The sequence below is a fragment of the Actinomadura sp. B10D3 genome, assembly GCF_039871695.1.
Taxonomy (GTDB): domain Bacteria; phylum Actinomycetota; class Actinomycetes; order Streptosporangiales; family Streptosporangiaceae; genus Spirillospora; species Spirillospora madurae.
Window position 1 is genome coordinate 108915 of the sequence record NZ_JBDPLY010000021.1, and the last position, 20232, is coordinate 129146.

Sequence of the window (20232 nt, forward strand, 5' to 3'; positions counted from 1 at the left end):
GCCGTTTCTCTCCTCGTCCGGGTGCCCCGCCGGGACCCGGCGCGGGCTGTCACTCGCGGCCGAGGTCACGATGGGCGACCTGCACCTCGATGCCCTCGTCCCGCAGCCGGGCGGCGATCTGTTCCGCCATGGCCACACTACGGTGTTTTCCGCCCGTGCATCCCACGGCAAGGGTCACGTAGTGCTTGCCCTCGCGCTCGTAGCCGTCGGCGAGGAGCCGGAGCACCTCGGAGTAGGCGTCCAGGAACTCCTTTGCGCCGCGCTGCCCGAGGACGTAGTCGCGGACGGCGGCGTCGCGGCCCGTCTTCGGCCGCAGCTCCGGCACCCAGTGCGGGTTCGGCAGGAACCGGCAGTCGACCACCAGGTCGGCGTCGACGGGCAGGCCGTACTTGTAGCCGAACGACACGACGGTCGCGCGCAGGCTGGACTCGCCGGTGTCGGTGCCGAAGAAACCGATGATCTTGTTGCGCAGCTCGTGCACGTTCAGGCCGCTGGTGTCGATGACCAGGTCGGCCTCGGCGCGGACCTCGCGGACGAGATCGCGCTCGCGGGCGATGCCGTCCACCAGGCGCCCGTCGTCCTGGAGGGGGTGCGGGCGGCGGACGCTCTCGAAGCGGCGCACCAGGTCGGCGTCGCCGGCCTCCAGGAACACCACCCGCGGGTGGACGCCGCGCGCCTCCAGCTCGGCGATCGAGGAGTGCAGGTCCTCGGTGAACGCGCGGCTGCGGACGTCGACGACGACGGCGATGCGCGGCACCGCGTCCTTCACCCGGCCGCCGAGGTCGGCCATCGTGGCGAGCAGTCCCGGCGGCAGGTTGTCGACCACGAACCAGTCGAGGTCCTCCAGGGACTTGGCCGCGGTGCTGCGGCCCGCCCCGGACATGCCGGTGACTATCACGATGTCCGGGATCTTCGTCTCGCTCGTCATGACCGTCTCCCCCTGTGCTCCCCGTCGCCCGCGCCGCCCGCCGGGACGGCGCCGCCGTGCAGTGCCGCGACGATGCTCTCGGCGCTGCGCATGCCGATGCCCGGGACCTCGGCGACCTGCTCGGGCGTCGCGTCCTTCAGCCGCTTGAGCGAGCCGAAGTGCTTGAGCAGCGCCGCGCGCCGCGCCGGGCCCAGACCAGGAACGTTATCGAGTTCGCTGACCGTCATGGACTTCGACCGCCGCTGCCGGTGGAACGTGATGGCGAACCGGTGCGCCTCGTCGCGTACTCGCTGGACGAGGAACATGCCCTCGCTGTTGCGCGGCAGGATGACGGGGTCGGCTTCGCCGGGCAGCCAGATCTCCTCCAGCCGCTTGGCGATCCCGCAGACCGCGATGTCGTCGACGCCGAGCTCGTCGAGGGCGCGCTGCGCGGCGGCGACCTGCGGCGGGCCGCCGTCGACGATCACCAGGTTGGGCGGGTAGGCGAACTTGCGCGGCCGGCCCGTCTCCGGGTCGATCGGCTGGTGCGCGCCCTCGTCCGCCCCGCTCTGCCCGGAGGTCTCCTCGGCCGCCTCCGAGGCTTCGCCGAGGGCGTCGAGCTCGCCCGTCTTCTCGCTCTCGGCGAGGTAGCGGCGGAACCGGCGGGTGATGACCTCGTGGATGGACCGGACGTCGTCCTGCCCCTCCACGGCCTTGATCGTGAAGCGGCGGTACTCGCTCTTGCGGGCCAGGCCGTCCTCGAACACGACCATGGACGCGACCACGTTGGTGCCCTGGAGGTTGGAGACGTCGTAGCACTCGATGCGCAGGGGCGCGTCGTCCAGCTCCAGGGCCTCCTGGATCTCCTGGAGGGCGCGGCTTCGGGTGGTGAGGTCGGACGCGCGGCGCGTCTTGTGCTGCTTGAGCGCCTCGTGGGCGTTGCGCGCGACCGTCTCCAGCAGGGCCTTCTTGTCGCCCCGCTGCGGGACGCGCAGCCGGACGGGCCCGCCGCGCTGCTCGGACAGCAGCTCGGTCATGGCGTCCTCCTCCGGCGGCAGGGCCGGGACGAAGACCTCGCGGGGCACCGACTCGCTCTCGCCGTAGACCTGGATGAGGAAGTGCTCGACGAGGTCGGAGGTGGTGACGTCCTCGACCTTGTCGACCACCCATCCGCGCTGCCCGCGGATGCGGCCGCCGCGCACGTAGAACACCTGGACGGCGGCCTCCAGCTCGTCCTCGGCGAAGGCGATCATGTCGCAGTCGGTGCGGTCGGGCAGGACGACCGCCTGCTTCTCCAGGGCGCGCTCCAGGGCGCGGATGTCGTCGCGCAGGCGGGCGGCGCGCTCGTACTCCTGGGCCGAGGCGGCCTCGCGCATGTCGCGTTCGAGGCGCTTGATGAAGCGGGAGGTGTTGCCCGCCATGAAGTCGCAGAAGTCGTCGGCGAGCAGCCGGTGCTCCTCCGGGGAGACGCGGCCCACGCACGGCGCGGAGCACTTGCCGATGTAGCCGAGCAGGCAGGGCCGGTCGAGCTGGTGCTGGCGCTTGAACACGCCGGCGCTGCACGTCCGGACGGGGAACACGCGCAGCAACTGGTCGACCGTCTCACGGATCGCCCACGCGTGGGAGTACGGGCCGAAGTAGCGCACGCCCTTGCGCTTGGCGCCCCGCATCACCATCACCCTCGGGAACTCCTCGTTCAGGGTGACGGCGAGGTACGGGTACGACTTGTCGTCCCGGTAGCGGACGTTGAACCGGGGGTCGAACTCCTTGATCCAGGAGTACTCCAGCTGGAGGGCCTCGACCTCGGTGCCGACGACCGTCCAGTCGACCCGCGCGGCCGTCTGCACCATCGTCTGGGTGCGGGGGTGCAGCGCGGTGAAGTCGGCGAAGTAGGAGTTCAGGCGCGAGCGCAGGTTCTTCGCCTTGCCCACGTAGATGACCCGGCCGTGCTCGTCCCGGAATCGGTACACCCCGGGGGATTCAGGGATGGAGCCCGGTGCGGGTCGGTAGGTCGCCGGATCTGCCACGTTCAGAAGCCTAATGGGCCGCACCGACAGGGCGTGCGCCGGTGCATGCCCGGTCCTTCGCCGTTTGTCGGGGAGTGAGGTAGATCTCCCACTTAATGCCGGATGACCGCAAAGTACACGGAAAGGGAAGGTCAGACGCAGGTTGAGCATCGTTCCCCGGCAGCACGGGAAGGGGGTCGTACCGCCCATGTCCGCTCTCTGGGCCTGGATCGTCCTGGCGGCCGTCGTCGCCACGTCCGTGATCATCGTGGAGGGAGGCCGGCGGCTCCTCGCGGGCCGGCTGTCGGCGCGCTGGCCCGGCGCCGGACGGGTCGCCCGGCGCTGCGCGGCGCCGGCGTTCGCCTTCGCGGCCGTGGTGGGCTCCAGCGCCGCGATGCCGTACCAGCTCATGGACGGCAGGGCCGAGGACGCCGTCCGGCACGCGCTGCGGATCGCGGCCATCGGCGCGACCACCTGGCTCGTGCTGCGCATCGCCTACGCGCTGAGCGACCCGCCGCTGGCGCGGCTGATGCGCATCGAGGGAGAGCGCAACCGGCGGGCCAGGCGGGCCCGCACGCAGATGCTGCTGCTGCGCCGCATCACCGCGATGGTCATCGTGATCCTCGCGGTCGGCGCGGCGCTGTTCACCTTCCCGGCCGTGCGGGCGGTCGGCGCCGGGGTCCTGGCGTCGGCCGGCGTCGCCGGCCTGGTCGTCGGCATCGCGGCGCGGCCGACCCTCGGCAACCTGCTCGCCGGGCTGCAGCTGGCGTTCAGCGACGCGCTGCGGCTGGACGACGTCGTCGTCACGCAGGACATCTGGGGGCGGGTCGAGGAGCTGACGCTGTCGTACGTGGTGCTCCAGCTCTGGGACGACCGGCGGATGATCTTCCCGGTGTCGCACTTCACCGAGCAGCCGTTCGAGAACTGGACGCGGCACTCCAGCCGGCTCCTCGGCTCGGTCGAGCTGCACGTGGACTGGACGGTCCCGGTCGAGGAGCTGCGCGCCGAGCTGTACACGGCGCTGCAGGAGAACCCGCTGTGGGACCGGCGGGAGTGGATGCTGCAGGTGGTGGACGTCCTGCCGAACGGCGTCGTCAAGCTCCGTGCGTTGATGAGCGCCGCCGACTCGGCCAGCACCTGGGACCTGCGCTGCGACGTACGCGAGCACCTCGTCTCCTACGTCCGCGACCATCACCCGGAGGCGCTCCCCCGGTTCCGCGTCGGCCCCGACCCCGCCGCGGACGGCGCGGAACCCGCGGGGCCGGCCGAGCCCGGCGCCGGGCCGCCGGCGGACGGCGCCGTCGCGGAGGGACGGCACGCCGACGGCGCGCGGGCCGTCCCGCGCGAGGACGGCCCGGCGCACGCGCGGACGCTCAGGCGAGCATGATCTGGTCGCCCTGGACGGTGACCTTCTTCTCCTCCAGCGGCTTGTCCGCGGGCGGGGCCGCCACCGACCCGTCCTCGATCTTGAACTTGCTGCCGTGGCACGGGCAGTTGATCGTGCCGCCGGACACCGACCCGACGCTGCACCCCCGGTGCGTGCAGGCCGCGGAGAACGCCTTGAACTCGCCCTGCCGGGGCTGGCACACCACGACCTTGGCGTCCTCGAAGACCTTGCCGCCGCCGACCGGGATCTCGCTCGCCGCCGCCAGCGCGCCGCCGCCGGACCCGCCCGAGCCGCCGCCCGAGTCGCCGCCGGAGCCGCCCGCGTCATCGTCGCCGCCGGACCCGCCGCACGCCGCCGCCAGCCCGGCCACGCCCGCGAGCCCAGCACCGATGAGCAGCCCTCTGCGGGTTCCGCCGGCGGCCGGCGCCTCCCCCGGCAGCTGCTCCGATTCGTCCGCCTGCGTCTCGGACCTCTGTGGCATTCTCGCCCCTCCGGTGACATGTCTTGGTATCTGTCCGTCACCAGGAAGCACGGATACGCGACCGAGGTGGTTCAAAGCCGAACCATTCTTGTGCGCGCGGACGGTCAGGTGACGACGACGCCACCGCCCTTGACCTGCACCGGGTACTCCTTGAGCGGCTCTTTCGCCGGGCCCTTCCGCACGCTCCCGTCCGCGATCGCGAACTCGCTGCCGTGGCATGGGCAGTTGATCAGCCCGTTGGCCACGCCGCCCAGGGTGCACCCCTGGTGCGTGCACACCGCCGTGAACGCCTTGAAGGCGCCCTGGGCCGGCTGCGTCACGACGACCTTGTCGGCCCCGTAGACCTTCCCGCCGCCGACGGGGATGTCGGCGGTCTTCGCGATCTCCTTGCCCTTCAGGTCGGCGGCGGGCGTCGCCCCGCCCTCGCCGCCGCAGCCGGCGAGCACGGCGGCACCGGCCGCCCCGGCGGCGCCGTGCAGCACGGCCCGCCGTCCGATCCCCCGGTCCCCGGCGGCCCCCTCGGCCCCGGGCGTCACGTTGTCTCCCATGGTCCCATCTTGCTGGACGGCCGCCGGGCGCCCCGCGCGGGGAGGGGTCAGAGCATCTTCTTGAGGAACTGGCCGGTGTGGCTCGCCTCGACCGCGGCGACCTCCTCGGGCGTGCCGGTGGCGACGACGGTGCCGCCGCGCGAGCCGCCCTCGGGCCCCATGTCGATGATCCAGTCGGCGGTCTTGATGACGTCCAGGTTGTGCTCGATGACGATCACCGTGTTGCCCTTGTCGACCAGCCCGTTCAGGACGCCGAGAAGCTTGCGGATGTCCTCGAAGTGCAGGCCGGTGGTCGGCTCGTCCAGGACGTAGATGGTGCGTCCCGTGGAGCGCTTCTGCAGCTCGGAGGCCAGCTTGACGCGCTGCGCCTCGCCGCCGGACAGGGTGGGGGCGGGCTGGCCGAGCCGGACGTAGCCGAGGCCAACGTCGTTGAGGGTCTTCAGGTGCCGGTGGATCGCCTTGATCGGCTCGAAGAACTCGGTGGCCTGCTCGATCGGCATGTCGAGCACCTCGGAGATCGTCTTGCCCTTGTAGTGGACCTCCAGGGTCTCCCGGTTGTACCGGGCGCCGTGGCACACCTCGCACGGGACGTAGACGTCCGGCAGGAAGTTCATCTCGATCTTGATCGTGCCGTCGCCGGTGCAGTTCTCGCAGCGGCCGCCCTTGACGTTGAACGAGAACCGGCCCGGCTGGTAGCCGCGCACCTTCGCCTCGGTGGTCTGCGCGAACAGCTTGCGGATGTGGTCGAAGACGCCGGTGTAGGTCGCCGGGTTGGACCGCGGGGTGCGTCCGATCGGCGACTGGTCGACGTGCACGACCTTGTCGAGCTGGTCGACGCCGTTGACGCGCTTGTGCTTGCCGGGGACGGTCTTCGCCCCGTTCAGCTTCTTCGCCAGCGCGCTGTAGAGGATGTCGTTGACCAGCGTCGACTTGCCGGACCCGGAGACGCCGGTCACGGCGGTGAGCACGCCGAGCGGGAACGCGACGTCCACGTCCCGGAGGTTGTTCTGCTGGGCGCCCCTGACGGTGACCTCCCGGCCCTTGGTCCGGGGCCGGCGGATCTGCGGGACCGCGATCTCGCGGCGCCCGTCCAGGTAGGCGCCGGTCAGCGAGCGGTCGGACTTCTTCAGGTCCTCGACCGTGCCGGACACGACGATCTCGCCGCCGTGCTCGCCCGCGCGGGGGCCGATGTCGACGATCCAGTCGGCGGCGGCGATGGTGTCCTCGTCGTGCTCGACGACGATCAGGGTGTTGCCCATGTCGCGGAGCCGCAGCAGCGTCTCGAGCAGCCGGTGGTTGTCGCGCTGGTGCAGGCCGATGGACGGCTCGTCCAGCACGTAGAGGACGCCGACCAGGCCGGATCCGATCTGCGTCGCCAGCCGGATCCGCTGCGCCTCGCCGCCGGCGAGCGTCGCCGACGCCCGGTCGAGGGTGAGGTAGTCGAGGCCGACGTCCAGCAGGAAGCCGAGCCTGGCGTTGATCTCCTTGAGCACGCGCTCGGCGATGTGCCGCTCGCGCTCGCCCAGCTCCATCGCGAGCAGGAACTTCGCGGCCTCGCCGATCGGCATCGCGGCGACCTCGGCGATCGACCGCCCGCCCATGGTGACGGCGAGCACGACCGGCTTGAGCCGGGCGCCCTCGCACGTCGGGCAGGGGATCTCCCGCATGTAGCCCTCGTACCGCTCCCGGCTGGAGTCGCTCTCGGACTCGGCGTGCCGTCGCTGGATGTAGGGGATCACGCCCTCGTACGCGGTGTAGTACGACCTCGTCCGCCCGTAGCGGTTCTTGTAGCGGACGTGGACCTGCGTCTCGTGCCCGTTCAGGATGGCCTTGCGCGCCTTGGCGGGCAGCTTGTCCCACGGCGTGTTCAGGTCGAAGCCCATCGCGTCGCCGAGGGCGGACAGCAGGCGCAGGAAGTAGTCGCTCACGTGCCCGTTGGACCACGGCTGGATCGCGCCCTCGCCGAGGGTCAGCTCGCCGTCCGGGATGACGAGCTCGGGGTCGACCTCCATGCGCGTCCCGAGGCCGGTGCAGTCGGGGCAGGCGCCGTAGGGTGAGTTGAACGAGAACGACCGGGGCTCCAGCTCCTCGAACGACAGGTCGTCGTAGGGGCAGTAGAGGTGCTCGGAGTACATCCGGGTGCGGTGCTCGTCGTCCGCGGGCAGGTCGACGAAGTCGAGAATGATCGTGCCGCCCGCGAGCCCCAGCGCCGTCTCGACCGAGTCGGCCAGCCGCTGGCGGGCCGAGTCCTTCACCGAGAGCCGGTCGACCACGACGGAGATGTCGTGCTTCTCCTGCTTCTTGAGCTTGGGCGGCTCGTCCAGGCGGACCATCTGCCCGTCGACCAGCGCCCGCGAGTAGCCCTTGGACTGAAGCTCGCGGAACAGTTCCAGGTACTCGCCCTTGCGCCCGCGGATCACGGGTGCGAGGACCTGGAAGCGCGTGCCGGGCTCCAGCTCCAGCACCCGGTCGACGATCTGCTGCGGTGCCTGCCGGCTGATCGGCCGGCCGCACTCGGGGCAGTGCGGGTGCCCGATCCGGGCGTAGAGCAGCCGCAGGTAGTCGTACACCTCGGTGATCGTCCCGACCGTCGACCGCGGGTTCTTGCTGGTCGACTTCTGGTCGATCGACACCGCCGGGGACAGCCCCTCGATGAAGTCGACGTCGGGCTTGTCCATCTGGCCGAGGAACTGCCGGGCGTAGGCCGACAGCGACTCCACGTACCGGCGCTGGCCCTCCGCGAAGATCGTGTCGAAGGCCAGGCTGGACTTCCCGGAACCCGACAGACCGGTGAACACGATCATGGAGTCCCGCGGGAGGTCGAGCGAGACGTCCTTCAGGTTGTGCTCGCGTGCTCCACGCACGATGAGTCGGTCATGCACGGTGTTCTTCCGGTTCCTCTTCTGGGGCGCGGCGGTGGGGAGAGACAGGTCATTCTCAAGGCTAGCCATGGGCTACGACAGAATCCCCGAGTCCTTAACAGCGGCGCCCACCGCTGCATTTCATGAAGCTACCCGTCCGCCCCGAGAGGTCCGGACGGCAGTCCGACCGTACACGTGTTCGAACACCCCACGCCACCGGAACCCCCCGTGCACCATCGGCGGGCATCATCGACCGACACCGTCGATCGGCACGTCAGCGGGCGCGGAGGGCGTCCAGGACGAGGAGCGCTCCGAAGGCCTGCGAGAGGGCCATGATCTGGTCGTCGGGCTCGATGGGAGTCCCCTCTTCGGCGAGGAGGGTCACCACCGTGCCGATCCCCGCGGAGCTCTCGACGAGATGGGTGAAGTAGTCGAAGAAGGCGGCTATCTCCTAGCCACCCGTCCCTGAGTCACTCGTCGTCGAGGGCGAAGTCCAGGTAGCGGTCCGCGGAGCGGCGGACGGCGTTCTTGCCGTCGGTATGGACGATCTTCCTCCACCAGGCGCCGTAGACGCGGTCGAAGTCGTACGGCTCCAGCAGGCGCAGGGCGCGCCGGACGGTGCGGGGCCGCTCCGGGATGAAGTTCGGATAGCTGTACATGAAGCTCACCCAGTCACGATCGTTGACGACCGTCAGGATGTCGCCGGAGAACAGCGCGCGGGCGTCCCGCCAGTGCAGGACCTGGCCGCCGTCGAAGTGGACGCCCGCGTTGATCAGCGTGAGGCCGTCGGCCAGCTCGTGGGTGTCGCCCGTCCAGTAGACGACCGAGTCGTCCGGGCGGGCGACCCACCGGCGGTCGGCCTCGTGGATGTAGACGGGGGCGTCGAACGCGTGCGCCCACTCGATCATGCTGCCGTAGAAGTGCGGGTGACTGATCGCGATGGCAGAGACGCCGCCGAGCTCGCCGACCTGGCGGACCAGGTCGTCGTCGATGTAGGTGATCATGTCCCACAGGACGTTGCCGGACAGGGTGCGCGCCAGCAGGGCGCGCTGGCCGATGGCGGTGGACGGCTCGGCGCCGATCCCGACGACGTCCGGCCCTTCCTCGGCGACCCGCCCGCGGTGGCCGGCGCGCAGTTCCCCCAGCGTCGTCCATCTCTGGCCGTCCCAGCCGACGTACTGCCGCTCGTCCTCGCAGATCGGGCAGCCCTCGCGGGGTTCCCCGTACTGGACGCCGCAGGTCACGCAGATCGGTAGCTCCATGATCACCATTTTCTGGCATGGGACCGGCCCGTGCGAAAGGATGGAGGGCCGTCTCGCTGAGGAGGGGTCATGGACTGGCGCGATGCGCTCGACGAACTGGACCGGGGCGTGCTGGCCGTCGTCGGGACGCTGGAGAGGCTCTCCGACGAGGACATGCGCGCCCCCTCGGCCTTGCCCGGGTGGAGCCGCGGGCACGTGGCGACGCACATCGCGCGGAACGCCGAGTCCCTGTGGAACCTGCTCGAATGGGCGCGGACGGGCGTGGAGATCCAGCAGTACCCGAGCATCGACAAGCGCAACGCCGATCTCGGCGCGGGCGCGGGGCGCGGCCGAGCCGAACTGGTCGAGGACGTGATGGCCACGGCGGCCCGCTTCTCCGAGCAGGCGCGCACGCTCCCGGAGGACGCCTGGAACGCTCCCGTGCAGTCGATGATGGGCTGGTGGCACCCCGCCTGGTACTCGGTGTACCGCCGCTGGAACGAGGTGGAGGCGCACCACGTCGACCTCGCCGCCGGGTACGGGCCGGCCGACTGGCCCGAGCCCTACGTCCGGTGGTCCGCGGCGGCCACGCTGACGGACATGGCGGCGCTGCCGGAGGACCTGCTCGGCGGGCTCGCCGGGTACCGGATCACCGCGACCGACTCCGGGGAGTCCGCCGACCTCGGCTGGGCGCCCGGCGGGCCGGAGGCGTCGGGGTCGGGGCGGGCCCTGCTGGGCTGGCTGAGCGGCCGGTCGGACGGTGCGGGCGTGAGCGTCCGGCCGGAGGGCCCGCCGCCGGTGCCGCCGCCCTGGCCGCACGCGCCGGCGGGCCTCTAGCCGGACCTCTGGTCGGAGTCGTGGCCGGCGAGGCGGTGCAGGGCGTCCACCGAGCGGACGACGATCGTGCTCCTGGCGACGGTCAGCCCGCCGCGGACCGGCTCGGCGGCGAGCAGCTGCGCGACCTTGCGGCGGCCCATGCCGGCCCAGCGGCCGAGGTCCTGCTGGGAGACCGGGACCCGGACGTGCACGGCCTCCTCGGCCGCGCCGTCCGGGCTCCTGCTTGGCCGGGGACCCGAACCGCGCGACCAGCCGCAGGAGCCGGCCGGCGAGGCGGCGCTCCGGGTCGTCGGGGAAGTGGGCGACGCGCAGGTCGTTGGAGTCGCGGAGCCGCTCGGCGAGGACGGCGGCGACGGCCCACGCCGCGCCGGGGTGGGCGTCCAGGACGCGGCGGAACCGGGCGGCGGGCAGCACGAGCGCCTCGACGCGGGTCAGCGCCTCGACGTTGGCGTGCCGGACGCCGCCGTCCGCCGCCTCCACCTCCCCGACCAGGTCGCCGGGCCCGAGGACGTCGAGGATGGCGATCTCGCCGTGCCGGTCCACCCAGACCTTGACCGCCCCGGAGCGCAGCACGAAGACCTGGGATGCGCGGGTGTGCTCGCGCATGAGGAACGCGCCCGGCCTGATCACCACGGGCGCGCCCGTCCGCCGCAGCTCCTCCCGGACGGGCGGGGCGAGCGCGTCCCAGAAGCTGGTGATCTCCATCTCGCCTCCTCACGGGACCGGATCCGGGCAGGGGTCACCCATGATCGGGGCCGCACGGTCCAGTGAACGCGGCGCTGCGCCGATGGACTAGGTCGTTCGTCACATGTCGAGCGATCTTTCCGATTCCAACAGGTTGTCGAGGGCGCGGACGCGCCGGACACAGTCCGCCGCCGCGGCCTGGTCGCCGAGCGCCAGGTGGGAGTCGCGCAGCAGTTCCAGCGCCTGCCGCAGGCCCCGCTGGTCGTCCATGTCGCGGCGGATGACGATCTCGGCTTTCACGTGCTCGACCGCGCGGGCGTGCTTGCCGATCAGCTGGGACGCGCGGGCCATGGCGTGCAGCGCGTACGCCTGCTCGCGGGCGGCGCCGAGCTCGGCCGCGAGGTCGAGGCCGCGCCGGCCCGTCTCCAGCGCCTCGTCGGCGTGCCCGAGGTCGAGGTGGATGGCGGCGAGGTGGACCAGGCCGGTGGCCTCGCTGTGCCGGTCGCCGACCTCGCCGAGCAGCCGCAGCGCCTCCAGCTCGCGTTCCAGCGCCTCCTCGTGCCGCCCGGCGCGGCGCAGGACGGCGGCGAGGGTGTCCATGCCGACGCCGAGGCCGTACCAGTCGCCGCCGGACTCGCGGATGCCGAGCGCCTGCCGCGCCGCCCGCTCGGCCTCGGCGGGCAGGCCGAGCCGCGAGTACGTGCGGGCCAGGCTGCCGAGGGTCCCGGCCATCCGGCCCTGCGCACCGAGCTGGTGCCACAGGTCGAGGGCCTCCAGGCCGAGGACGAGCGCCTCCTGCTGGCGGCCGAGGCGGCGCATCACGATCGACAGGTGCTCCAGGTCGTTGGCCTCGCCGTGCTGGTCGCCGATCTCGCGGCGGATCTCCAGCGCCCGCAGCAGGTGCTCGCGCGCGTCCCGGTACCGTCCGAGGCGCCAGTGGACGATCCCGATCTGCGCGAGCGTCTCGGCCTCGCCATGCCGGTCGCTGATGTCGCGGTGCAGCCGGAGCGCCCGCCCGCAGTAGGTGAACGCCTCGGCGAACTTCGTGGCCTCGCACATCAGCATGCCCAGCGTGGTCAGCGCGCGCGCCTCCCCATGGCGTGCGCCGAGTGCCCGGTACGTGCGGAGAGCCTGTTCGGCGTCCTGCTGCGCCATTCCGCGCAGGCCGAGCGAGGCGTTCATGCGGGCCAGTTCCGTCAGGGCCTGTGCCGCGCCGTGCATGTCGGCGAGTTCCTGCCGGATGTACAGGGCTTCCAGTGCGTGCGACACGGCTTCGTGGACGTTCCCCTGACGGCGGTGGACCCCCGCCACGGTCAGCAGGGTCTCGGCCACGCCCGCCTGGTCGTTCAGCCGGCGGCGGACGTCGAGCGCGAGCGCGGCGTGTTCCAGTGCCGTCTCGTAGTCGCCGAGGCCCAGATGGGCGCGGGCCAGGGTGCTGCGGCTCTTGGCCACGCCGGCGTCGTCCCGCAGCTCCTCGTGGATCTCCAGGGACCGCCGCGCGTGGTCGATCGAGGTCAGGTAGCGGCCCAGCACCACGTGGACGTCGGCGAGGGTGGCCAGCGTGACGGCCTCCCCGTACCGGTCGGGCGGGTCGACCGCGCGGAAGCCGCGCCGCGCGTCCTCCCCGTACCCGATGGCCTGGACGGAGCTGCCCATCTCGAAGTGCGCCACCGCGAGGTTGTGCAGCATGACGGCCGCCGCCGCCCAGTCCTCCTCCGTCCGGGCGGCGTGCAGGCCGGCCTGGTGGACGGCGATGTTGTCCTCGCTGTAGCGACGGAAGTCCTGGAAGTCGAACAGCGCGTCGGCGAGTTCCCAGCAGGTCCGGTGCAGGCCGAGCCGCGCGGCCTGGTGCACGGCCGCGACCAGGTTGCGGCGCTCGGCCTCGAACCAGGCGAGGCTCGCCGCGCGCTCGGCCGCGTCCGGCGGCCGGCCGCGGGTCTCGGCGCGGTGCACGGCGGGGCGCGGCCGTCCGGGCAGGGCCGCGCCCGCCCGCCGCGCCTCGGCGAGGTACCCGGCCAGCAGCCGCCGCTGCGCCGCGTGCAGCTCGCCGTCGGAGTCCTCTCCGAGGCCGCGCTCGCGGGCGAACTCGCGCAGCAGGTCGTGCATGCGGTACCGGTCGGGTCCGACGTCCTGGACGAGGTACGCCTGCCGCAGCCCCTCCAGGCATTCGCGCGCCTCGTCCACCGTCAGGTCCTGCAGCGCGGCGAGCGCGGCGGGCGTGAAGTCGGGGCCGGCGACGAGGCCGAGCCTGCGGAACGCCTCCCGCTGGTGGCGGCGCAGGCTCCGGTAGGCGACGTCGAAGGTCGGGTCGACGACGGCGCTCAGGCCCGGCCCGGACGCGCCGTGCGCCGCGCCCTCGCCGAGGCCCGCCCCCGCGAGGCCCGGCCCGTACGGAGCGGCGTCCCGCAGGTCCCGGGCGGCCAGCTCCCGGACGGTCCCGGCGATCGACTCGCCCGGATTCTCGGCGAGCCGCCCGGCCATGACGCCGAGCGCGAGCGGCAGGTGGCCGCACTCGCGGGCGAGCCGCACGACCGCCTTGTGCTCGTCCCGGACCCTGGGGTCGCCCGGCCCGAGGACGTTGGAGATCAGGTCGACCGCCTCCTGCGTCGCCATCTCCCCCAGTTCCAGGGTCCGGATGTCGGCGCCTTCGAGCAGGGCGGGCAGCCGCCACCGGCTGGTGACGAGCACCAGCCCGGACGACACCGCGGCGAGCAGCGGCCTGATCTGCTCGGGCCGGACGGCGTTGTCGAGGATGAGCAGCATCCTGCGGTCGCCCAGCAGCGACCGGCACTGCGCGGCCAGCTCCGACTCGGTGCGCGGGAGCTGGTCGCCGGGCACCCCCGCCGCGCGCAGCACCTGGCCCATCGCCTCCGCGGGCGTGACCGGGCCGCCGCTCGTGCCGCGCAGGTCGGCGAACAGGACGCCGTCGGGGAAGCGGTCCACGACCCGGTGCGCCCAGTGCAGCGCGAGCGTCGTCTTGCCGACCCCCGCCATGCCCTGGACGACCACCGCGCGCGGCCACACCGACTGGCCGACGAGCAGGTCGAGCTTGCCGAGGCTGACCGTCCGCCCGGCGAAGTACGGGTTGTCGGCGGGCAGCCGCACGGCGGGCCGCCCGCCCGGGGACTCCAGGCGCACCGGCTCGTGCGCCGCGATGCCGGCGGCCCCCTCCGGCCCGCCCTCGGTGCCGGCGGCGCGGTCGGCCTCGGTCACGGGCCACTCGTCGCCCCAGGGGCTCGCGGCCCGGCGGAGCCGCTCGACGTCGAGGATGGTCAGCGGGCGGGCCCGCCGGTCGAGGATCCCCCGCGCCCGCCACAGCCGGAACCAGCGGACCAGCGTCTCGCGGGAGATCCCGGCCCAGTTCGCCAGCTCCGCCTGGCTGAGCTTCAGCGGGATCCGCGTCCCCTGGCCGGGGCGGTGCTCGCCGAACCGGTGCGCCAGCTCCAGCAGGTGGTAGGCGAGCCGCTGCGGGTGGTCGGCCGCCCGCACCGCGTGCCGCCGGCCGCCGAAGGTGACGCTCTCGGAGATCGCGTGCATCATCGCCTCGGCGACCTGCGGGCTCGCCGCCAGCAGGCTGCGGAACTTGCGGCGGTCCACCCGCAGCGCCGTGACGTGGTCGAGCGCGGCGACCGTGCCGCGCTGCGGGTGCCCCCAGGGGCCGAGGACGCCGACCAGGTCGCCCGCCCCGAACAGATCGATGATCGACTCGTCGCCGTCGCTGGAGTCGACGAACTCCTTGGCGACCGCGTTGCTCGCCGCGCGCGGCGACGCCTTGAACACCACGTACACGGCCGGCGCGACCGATCCCTGGTGGCACAGCATGCCGCCGGGCGGGATGTCGGTGCGCCGGCCCATGGCGCGCAGGGCCTGCCGGTCGGTGGGCGCCAGCCGCTCCCAGAAGCTGCCCGGCCGGACGTCCAGGGCGGCGCCCTGGCCCGGCCCCCCGCCGGCGATGTCGCCGATCACCCCGTCATCCTCCCGCCATCGCCGCCGCCAGCGTCCAGAACAGGAACAGCACTCCGGTGGCCGCCGACCAGGCGACGGCCTGCCAGGACAGCTCGCCGCAGAGGTGCGCCGCCGAGAGCAGCCGGCGCAGCTCCGCGTCGCGGACCCGGTCGTCCAGCGCGACCGCGGAGGCGAACGGCGTCCACGGCACGGCGGGGTCGAGGGGCGAGCCGGTGCGGCAGCGCACCTCGCCGAGCACCGCCACCAGCGTCCGGCGGGCCCGGACGGCGTAGCCGGCGGAGACGGCGAACGCGCCGGCCAGCACCGGCAGCAGCGCCAGCGCGGGGAGGCCGGGCACGCCGGCCGCGAGCCGGGTGGCGGTCCCGGCCAGCACGAGTGCGAGGAACACCGCGGCGATGGCGGAGTCCCGGCCGCACAGCCGGACCAGCGTGCAGGCGTGCCCGAGGAGGTCCTCCGGCGTCTGCCCGTCCGATCCGGGACGGAAAGCGGTCACCAAGGCGTCACCGTCCTCACGGAGTCGATCCTGATCTTCCAATCACCATGGTGCGGTGGCAAGGAGAGAATTTCCGTCCGCGAGCACACGTTCCGGCTGCGTCTGGTGACTCATTTCCGTGTCCGGGGTCCTCGGGCGGCGGGATCACCCCCGCCGATGATGGAAGATGGTCTCCAATCACCCACGGGAGGACCCATGACCTACACCGGGAACGTCGAGACCGGCGGGCGTCCCGACGTCCGGGAGCTGCCCGGGCTGACGGTCACGAAGGTGGCGGTCGGTCCGTACGACAACAACGCCTACATCCTGCGCTGCACCGCGACCGGGGAGCGGCTCCTCATCGACGCGGCGAACGAGGCGCCCCGGCTGCTGGAGCTGATCGGCGACGGGCCGCTGGCGCGGATCGTCACCACGCACCGGCACGAGGACCACTGGATGGCGCTGAGCGAGGTGGTCCGCGCCACCGGCGCGCCCGTCGCCGCCAACCCGCGCGACGCCGGCGCCCTGCCCGAGCCGGTCGCCGAGCCCGTCGAGCACGGCGACACCGTCACCGTCGGGCGCGCGTCCCTCGACGTCATCCACCTGCGCGGCCACACGCCCGGCTCCATCGCCCTGCTGTACGACGCCGGCGGCGAGCTGGCCGACCGCCCGCACCTGTTCACCGGCGACAGCCTGTTCCCCGGCGGCGTCGGCAACACGTGGGGCGACCCCACCCGGTTCAAGCAGCTGCTGTCGGACGTGGAGGAGCGCGTCTTCGACCGCCTCCCCGACGCGACCTGGTTCTACCCGGGCCACGGCAAGGACTCGACGCTCGGCCGGGAGCGCCCGTCGATCCCGGAGTGGCGCGCCCGCGGCTGGTGACACTCCCCGGCTCGGGACGGAACAAGCGGTGTGGGGTGTTCGTTGGCCCCAACACACTTCCGCCCGAGCCCAGGAGTCGACATCCGCGAACCCCACGAGGTGGATCCGGGACCCGCCCTGCGCTACCCCGCGGGTTCCCTGGTACTGGTCGCCGGTCTTCCAGGGGCCGGCAAGAGCACGCTGCTCAACCGCCTGTACGGGCTGCACGGCGACGAGACGGCACCGGTGTGCGCCGACGACGTCCTCGTGATCGACTCACGGCAGGCCAGGAACTGGTGGGCGCGGTTCCTGCGCCCGCTGCCGGTGCGGATGCGGACCCCGCTCGTCCACGCCACGCACGTGTGGCGCATCGGCCGGGCGATCGTCTCCGGCCACGCCGTCGTCGCGCACACCCGCGGCACCTGGCCGCACATCCTGTACTGCTTCGCCTGGCTGGCGCGCCGCCGGGGGCGCACGCTGCACCTGATCCTCATCGACGTCGCCCCCGAGACCGCCCGTGCCGGCCAGTTCGCCCGGGGCCGCGTCGTCACGGCCACCACGTTCGCCCGGCACTGCCGCCGCTGGCGGCCGCTGATCGACCGCGCCCGCAGCGGCGACCCCCTCCCGCCGGCCGCCGGCGTCACGGTCCTCGACCGCGACGCCGCCGACAAGCTCCAGGCCATCCGGTTCAGCTGAGCGTGCCGAACCAGCGGACGATCATCGCGGTGCCGGCCAGGTTCGCGCCGAGATGGCGGGAGCCCCCGTAGACGGTGTCGCCCACGTCCACGACCGGGACGTCCACGCCGCGCGCGCGGAAGCCGGCGACGCAGGCGGGGGTGTTGCCGTCGACGGCCTGCTCGTCATTGCTGATCTTGTAGAGGCGCACGGGGATCCGCGGGGTCCATGCCGTGCAGACCTCCGCGTCCACGCGCAGCGCCTCGGCGAACGTCCCGGACGGGTGGCGCAGCAGCTGGAATCCCCGAGGGGTGAGCAACCGGCCGAGCTCGTCGGGAAGACCCTCCAGCATGTCCTCCCCGGGAGTCGTGCCGTCGAAGAACCTCTCGACCCGGCTCGCGTACGGCTCCTGGAAGACGTCGGACGGCTTCTGGTAGATGCCGCCGTGGATGCGGTTCCAGGCCGTGAACAGGTACGAGGTGTAGGCGACGGCGAGCTTCGGGGCCACCTCGCCGTTCAGCAAGGCCGGAAGCTCGACGCCGCGGAAGTCGTAGGCGCCGCTGATCGGGGCGACGGCACGAAGGCGGAAGTGCGGGTCGGCGCCCTCCTGCAGGGCGCGGGCCAGCCCGAGCGCGGACGAGGCGCCCTGCGAGAATCCGGTGGCCAGCACCCGGCCGTCCAGGACCCGCCCCTTCCGCGGCACGAACTGCCGGGCGGCGCGCAACATGTCGAGGGACGCGGACGTCTCGGACGGCACGTCCTTCCACGGGTGCAGGCCCGGCCCCTTCCCGAGCCCGAGGTAGTCGGGGGCGACGGCGGCGAAGCCCGCGGCTCCGAAGGTCACGGCCGGGCCGGGCCCCCAGACGTCGCCGGCCGTCGACGGGGCGTCCGGCTTGTAGTTCATGGTCCCGTGCGCGTAGGAGACCGTGCGCAGGCGGCGGTCGTCGTTGCGGGGCAGCACGAGCAGGCCGCTGGCCGTCGTCGCCCGGCCGCGGGTGTCGGTCGTCCGGTACACAAGACGGTAGGTGTCCACGCCGTACCTGACGGACGTCGCGTCGAAACCCTCGGTCGCCAGCCAGGCGCGCACCTGCTCGGCCGACATGGTGCGCAGATGGACGGCGGAGACGAGGTGCCCGCGAGCGGTGTGCTCGTGGCCGATCGTGGGACGCTCGGGGACCCCGGCGGACGCGGGGGCGGTCACGGTGGCGGTCACGGTGGCGGCGACGGCGGCCACCGCCAGGCCGGCCGTCACGCTGGAGATGATGCGCTTCATGGGGTCCAGGGTTCGTTCCGCCCACCCGAACCCGCATCGCGCACGCAGGTGATCCTCTACCCCATACCTGAGGGGGCCTTCCGGCGAGAAGAAGGAGACGGGCGGGCCGGAGTCGGGATGGATGCCGGAGGCGGGATGGATAGGGTCGGGAAGGATCGGGACTGGGAGAGGCGGGAGCATGGCGCAGCAGGTACGCGGAGTCGTCGCACCGGGCAAGGGGCGGCCGGTGCGGATGGAGACGATCATCGTTCCGGACCCCGGGCCCGGGGAGGCGGTCGTCACGGTCCAGGCGTGCGGGGTCTGCCACACCGATCTGCACTACCGCGAGGGCGGGATCAACGACGAGTTCCCGTTCCTGCTGGGCCACGAGGCCGCCGGGGTCGTCGAGTCGGTCGGCGACGGGGTGACCGAGGTGGAGCCCGGCGACTTCGTGATCCTGAACTGGCGGGCGGTGTGCGGCCAGTGCCGAGCGTGCCTGCGGGGGCGTCCCTGGTACTGCTTCAACACGCACAACGCGAAGCAGAAGATGACGCTTGAGGACGGCACCGAGCTCTCGCCCGCCCTCGGGATCGGCGCGTTCGCCGACAAGACGCTCGTCGCGGCCGGGCAGTGCACGAAGGTCGACCCGGCGGCCCGGCCCGAGGTCGCGGGCCTGCTCGGGTGCGGCGTGATGGCGGGGCTCGGCGCGGCGATCAACACCGGCGGGGTCGGGCGCGGCGACTCGGTCGCGGTCATCGGCTGCGGCGGCGTCGGCGCGGCGGCGGTGCTCGGCGCCCGGCTGGCCGGGGCCGCGACGATCATCGCGGTGGACCTGGACGAGCGCAAGCTCGCCACCGCCTCCTCGCTCGGCGCGACGCACACCGTCAACGGCAAGGACAAGGACGTCGTCGAGACGGTGCGGGAGCTGACCGGCGGGTTCGGCGCCGACGTCGTCATCGAGGCGGTCGGCCGCCCGGAGACCTACGAGCAGGCGTTCTACGCCCGCGACCTGGCCGGGACCGTGGTGCTGGTCGGGGTGCCGACGCCGGACATGAAGCTGGAGCTGCCGCTGCTGGAGGTCTTCGGGCGCGGCGGCTCGCTCAAGTCGTCCTGGTACGGCGACTGCCTGCCCTCGCGCGACTTCCCGATGCTCATCGACCTCTACCTGCAGGGGCGCCTCGACCTCGACGCGTTCGTGTCGGAGACGATCGAGCTGGACGGTGTCGAGGCCGCGTTCGAGAAGATGCACCACGGCGACGTGCTGCGGTCGGTGGTGGTCCTCTGATGGCGGCCCGCGTCGACCACGTCGTCACGTCCGGGACGTTCTCCCTGGACGGCGGGACCTGGGACGTCGACAACAATGTCTGGATCGTCGGCGACGACAGCGAAGCCCTCGTCATCGACGCCGCGCACGACGCCGGGGCGATCGCGGAGGCGCTCGGCGGCCGGCGGCTGGTGGCGATCGTGTCCACGCACGGGCACGACGACCACATCGACGCCGCGCCCGCGCTGAAGGCCCGCACCGGCGCGCCCGTCCTGCTGCATCCGGACGACCTGATGCTGTGGGAGCAGAAGCACCCGGACTCCTCCCCCGACGGCGACCTGTCCGACGGCCAGGTCATCAGCGTCGCGGGCACGGACCTCACCGTCCTGCACACTCCGGGCCACAGCCCCGGAGCCGTGTGCCTGCACGCGCCCGCGCTGGGGACGGTCTTCTCCGGCGACACCCTGTTCAACGGCGGTCCGGGCGCGACCGGGCGCTCGTACTCCGACTTCCCGACGATCATCACCTCGATCCGGGAGCGCCTGCTGACCCTCCCGGCCGACACGGTCGTGCGCACCGGGCACGGCGACTCGACCACCATCGGCGCCGAGGCCCCGCACCTGGAGGAGTGGATGGCGCGCGGCCACTGACGCCGCGGCGAGGTGGCGATAGGGTCCGCGGTGGCGGGCGAGCCGTCCCGGATTCCACCGCGGCCCCAGGGGGTGCGATGCGGCGTAGGGCACCCCTGGCGCTCTTGTTGTGCGCGGCCGTCACGGGCTGCGGCCAGAGC

General features: G+C 72.9%; 17 protein-coding genes. 7 read left to right on the top strand and 10 right to left on the bottom strand.

Translation table 11 applies throughout. The features are described 5' to 3' along the window. Nucleotides 1–49 precede the first annotated feature (49 nt). Nucleotides 50–928: an RNase adapter RapZ gene (rapZ, locus tag ABGB11_RS27950; RefSeq protein WP_347637407.1), complete on the bottom strand. Its 879-nt coding sequence runs from the start codon at nucleotides 926–928 to the stop codon at nucleotides 50–52. After that, on the bottom strand, nucleotides 925–2934 hold the full coding sequence (gene uvrC, locus ABGB11_RS27955) for an excinuclease ABC subunit UvrC (protein WP_347637409.1): 2010 nt from the start codon (nucleotides 2932–2934) through the stop codon (nucleotides 925–927). The genes rapZ and uvrC overlap by 4 nt, the downstream gene beginning before the upstream one ends. A gap of 187 nt (nucleotides 2935–3121) precedes the next feature. Here uvrC and ABGB11_RS27960 point away from each other — a divergent pair, with 187 nt between their 5' ends. After that, on the top strand, nucleotides 3122–4300 hold the full coding sequence (locus ABGB11_RS27960; RefSeq protein ID WP_347637411.1) for a mechanosensitive ion channel domain-containing protein: 1179 nt from the start codon (nucleotides 3122–3124) through the stop codon (nucleotides 4298–4300). On the opposite strand, the gene ABGB11_RS27965 is transcribed toward ABGB11_RS27960, so the two are convergent. The 4 genes from ABGB11_RS27965 to ABGB11_RS27980 all read right to left on the bottom strand — a co-directional run bounded on the left by ABGB11_RS27965 (nucleotide 4287) and on the right by ABGB11_RS27980 (nucleotide 9452). Further along, complete coding sequence (locus ABGB11_RS27965) at nucleotides 4287–4781, bottom strand: Rieske (2Fe-2S) protein (protein ID WP_347637414.1); 495 nt, start codon at nucleotides 4779–4781, stop codon at nucleotides 4287–4289. The genes ABGB11_RS27960 and ABGB11_RS27965 overlap by 14 nt on opposite strands. 104 nt (nucleotides 4782–4885) lie before the next feature. Next, nucleotides 4886–5329 carry a Rieske (2Fe-2S) protein gene (locus tag ABGB11_RS27970; protein WP_347637416.1) on the bottom strand — a complete coding sequence of 148 codons (444 nt, stop codon included), beginning with the start codon at nucleotides 5327–5329 and terminating at the stop codon, nucleotides 4886–4888. Nucleotides 5330–5376: 47 nt separating this feature from the next. Further along, the gene (gene uvrA / locus ABGB11_RS27975; protein WP_347637419.1) at nucleotides 5377–8211 is read right to left on the bottom strand and encodes an excinuclease ABC subunit UvrA; all 2835 of its coding nucleotides are present in this window, start codon (nucleotides 8209–8211) and stop codon (nucleotides 5377–5379) included. A gap of 449 nt (nucleotides 8212–8660) precedes the next feature. Beyond that, the gene (locus ABGB11_RS27980; protein ID WP_347637421.1) at nucleotides 8661–9452 is read right to left on the bottom strand and encodes an MBL fold metallo-hydrolase; all 792 of its coding nucleotides are present in this window, start codon (nucleotides 9450–9452) and stop codon (nucleotides 8661–8663) included. Between the two features lie 69 nt (nucleotides 9453–9521). Between ABGB11_RS27980 and ABGB11_RS27985 the strand changes: the two genes are divergently transcribed. Beyond that, a complete protein-coding gene (locus tag ABGB11_RS27985; protein WP_347637423.1) occupies nucleotides 9522–10268 on the top strand; it encodes a maleylpyruvate isomerase family mycothiol-dependent enzyme in 747 nt (248 codons plus the stop codon). On the opposite strand, the gene ABGB11_RS27990 is transcribed toward ABGB11_RS27985, so the two are convergent. Next, nucleotides 10265–10459, bottom strand: a complete 195-nt coding sequence (locus ABGB11_RS27990) for a hypothetical protein (RefSeq protein WP_347637425.1) — start codon at nucleotides 10457–10459, stop codon at nucleotides 10265–10267. The two genes, ABGB11_RS27985 and ABGB11_RS27990, sit on opposite strands and share 4 nt — an antisense overlap. A gap of 106 nt (nucleotides 10460–10565) precedes the next feature. On the opposite strand from ABGB11_RS27990, the gene ABGB11_RS27995 reads away from it, so the two are divergent. After that, nucleotides 10566–11039, top strand: coding sequence for a hypothetical protein (locus ABGB11_RS27995; protein WP_347637427.1), 474 nt, complete (start codon nucleotides 10566–10568; stop codon nucleotides 11037–11039). Nucleotides 11040–11072: 33 nt separating this feature from the next. Here the strand turns inward: ABGB11_RS27995 and ABGB11_RS28000 are convergent, their stop codons facing one another. Continuing rightward, on the bottom strand, nucleotides 11073–14918 hold the full coding sequence (locus ABGB11_RS28000; RefSeq protein WP_347637429.1) for a tetratricopeptide repeat protein: 3846 nt from the start codon (nucleotides 14916–14918) through the stop codon (nucleotides 11073–11075). 4 nt (nucleotides 14919–14922) lie between these two features. Beyond that, nucleotides 14923–15411, bottom strand: coding sequence for a hypothetical protein (locus ABGB11_RS28005; protein WP_347637431.1), 489 nt, complete (start codon nucleotides 15409–15411; stop codon nucleotides 14923–14925). 195 nt (nucleotides 15412–15606) lie between these two features. On the opposite strand from ABGB11_RS28005, the gene ABGB11_RS28010 reads away from it, so the two are divergent. Both ABGB11_RS28010 and ABGB11_RS28015 read left to right on the top strand, forming a co-directional pair. Then, the gene (locus ABGB11_RS28010) at nucleotides 15607–16272 is read left to right on the top strand and encodes an MBL fold metallo-hydrolase (protein WP_347637433.1); all 666 of its coding nucleotides are present in this window, start codon (nucleotides 15607–15609) and stop codon (nucleotides 16270–16272) included. Nucleotides 16273–16371: 99 nt separating this feature from the next. Then, nucleotides 16372–16947, top strand: a complete 576-nt coding sequence (locus ABGB11_RS28015; protein WP_347637435.1) for an ATP-binding protein — start codon at nucleotides 16372–16374, stop codon at nucleotides 16945–16947. Here the strand turns inward: ABGB11_RS28015 and ABGB11_RS28020 are convergent. Further along, on the bottom strand, nucleotides 16940–18199 hold the full coding sequence (locus tag ABGB11_RS28020; protein WP_347637437.1) for a hypothetical protein: 1260 nt from the start codon (nucleotides 18197–18199) through the stop codon (nucleotides 16940–16942). The two genes, ABGB11_RS28015 and ABGB11_RS28020, sit on opposite strands and share 8 nt — an antisense overlap. 178 nt (nucleotides 18200–18377) lie before the next feature. Between ABGB11_RS28020 and ABGB11_RS28025 the strand changes: the two genes are divergently transcribed. Both ABGB11_RS28025 and ABGB11_RS28030 read left to right on the top strand, forming a co-directional pair. After that, nucleotides 18378–19463, top strand: a complete 1086-nt coding sequence (locus ABGB11_RS28025) for an S-(hydroxymethyl)mycothiol dehydrogenase (RefSeq protein WP_347637440.1) — start codon at nucleotides 18378–18380, stop codon at nucleotides 19461–19463. Further along, nucleotides 19460–20092, top strand: coding sequence for an MBL fold metallo-hydrolase (locus ABGB11_RS28030; protein WP_347637505.1), 633 nt, complete (start codon nucleotides 19460–19462; stop codon nucleotides 20090–20092). The genes ABGB11_RS28025 and ABGB11_RS28030 overlap by 4 nt, the downstream gene beginning before the upstream one ends. Nucleotides 20093–20232 lie beyond the last annotated feature (140 nt).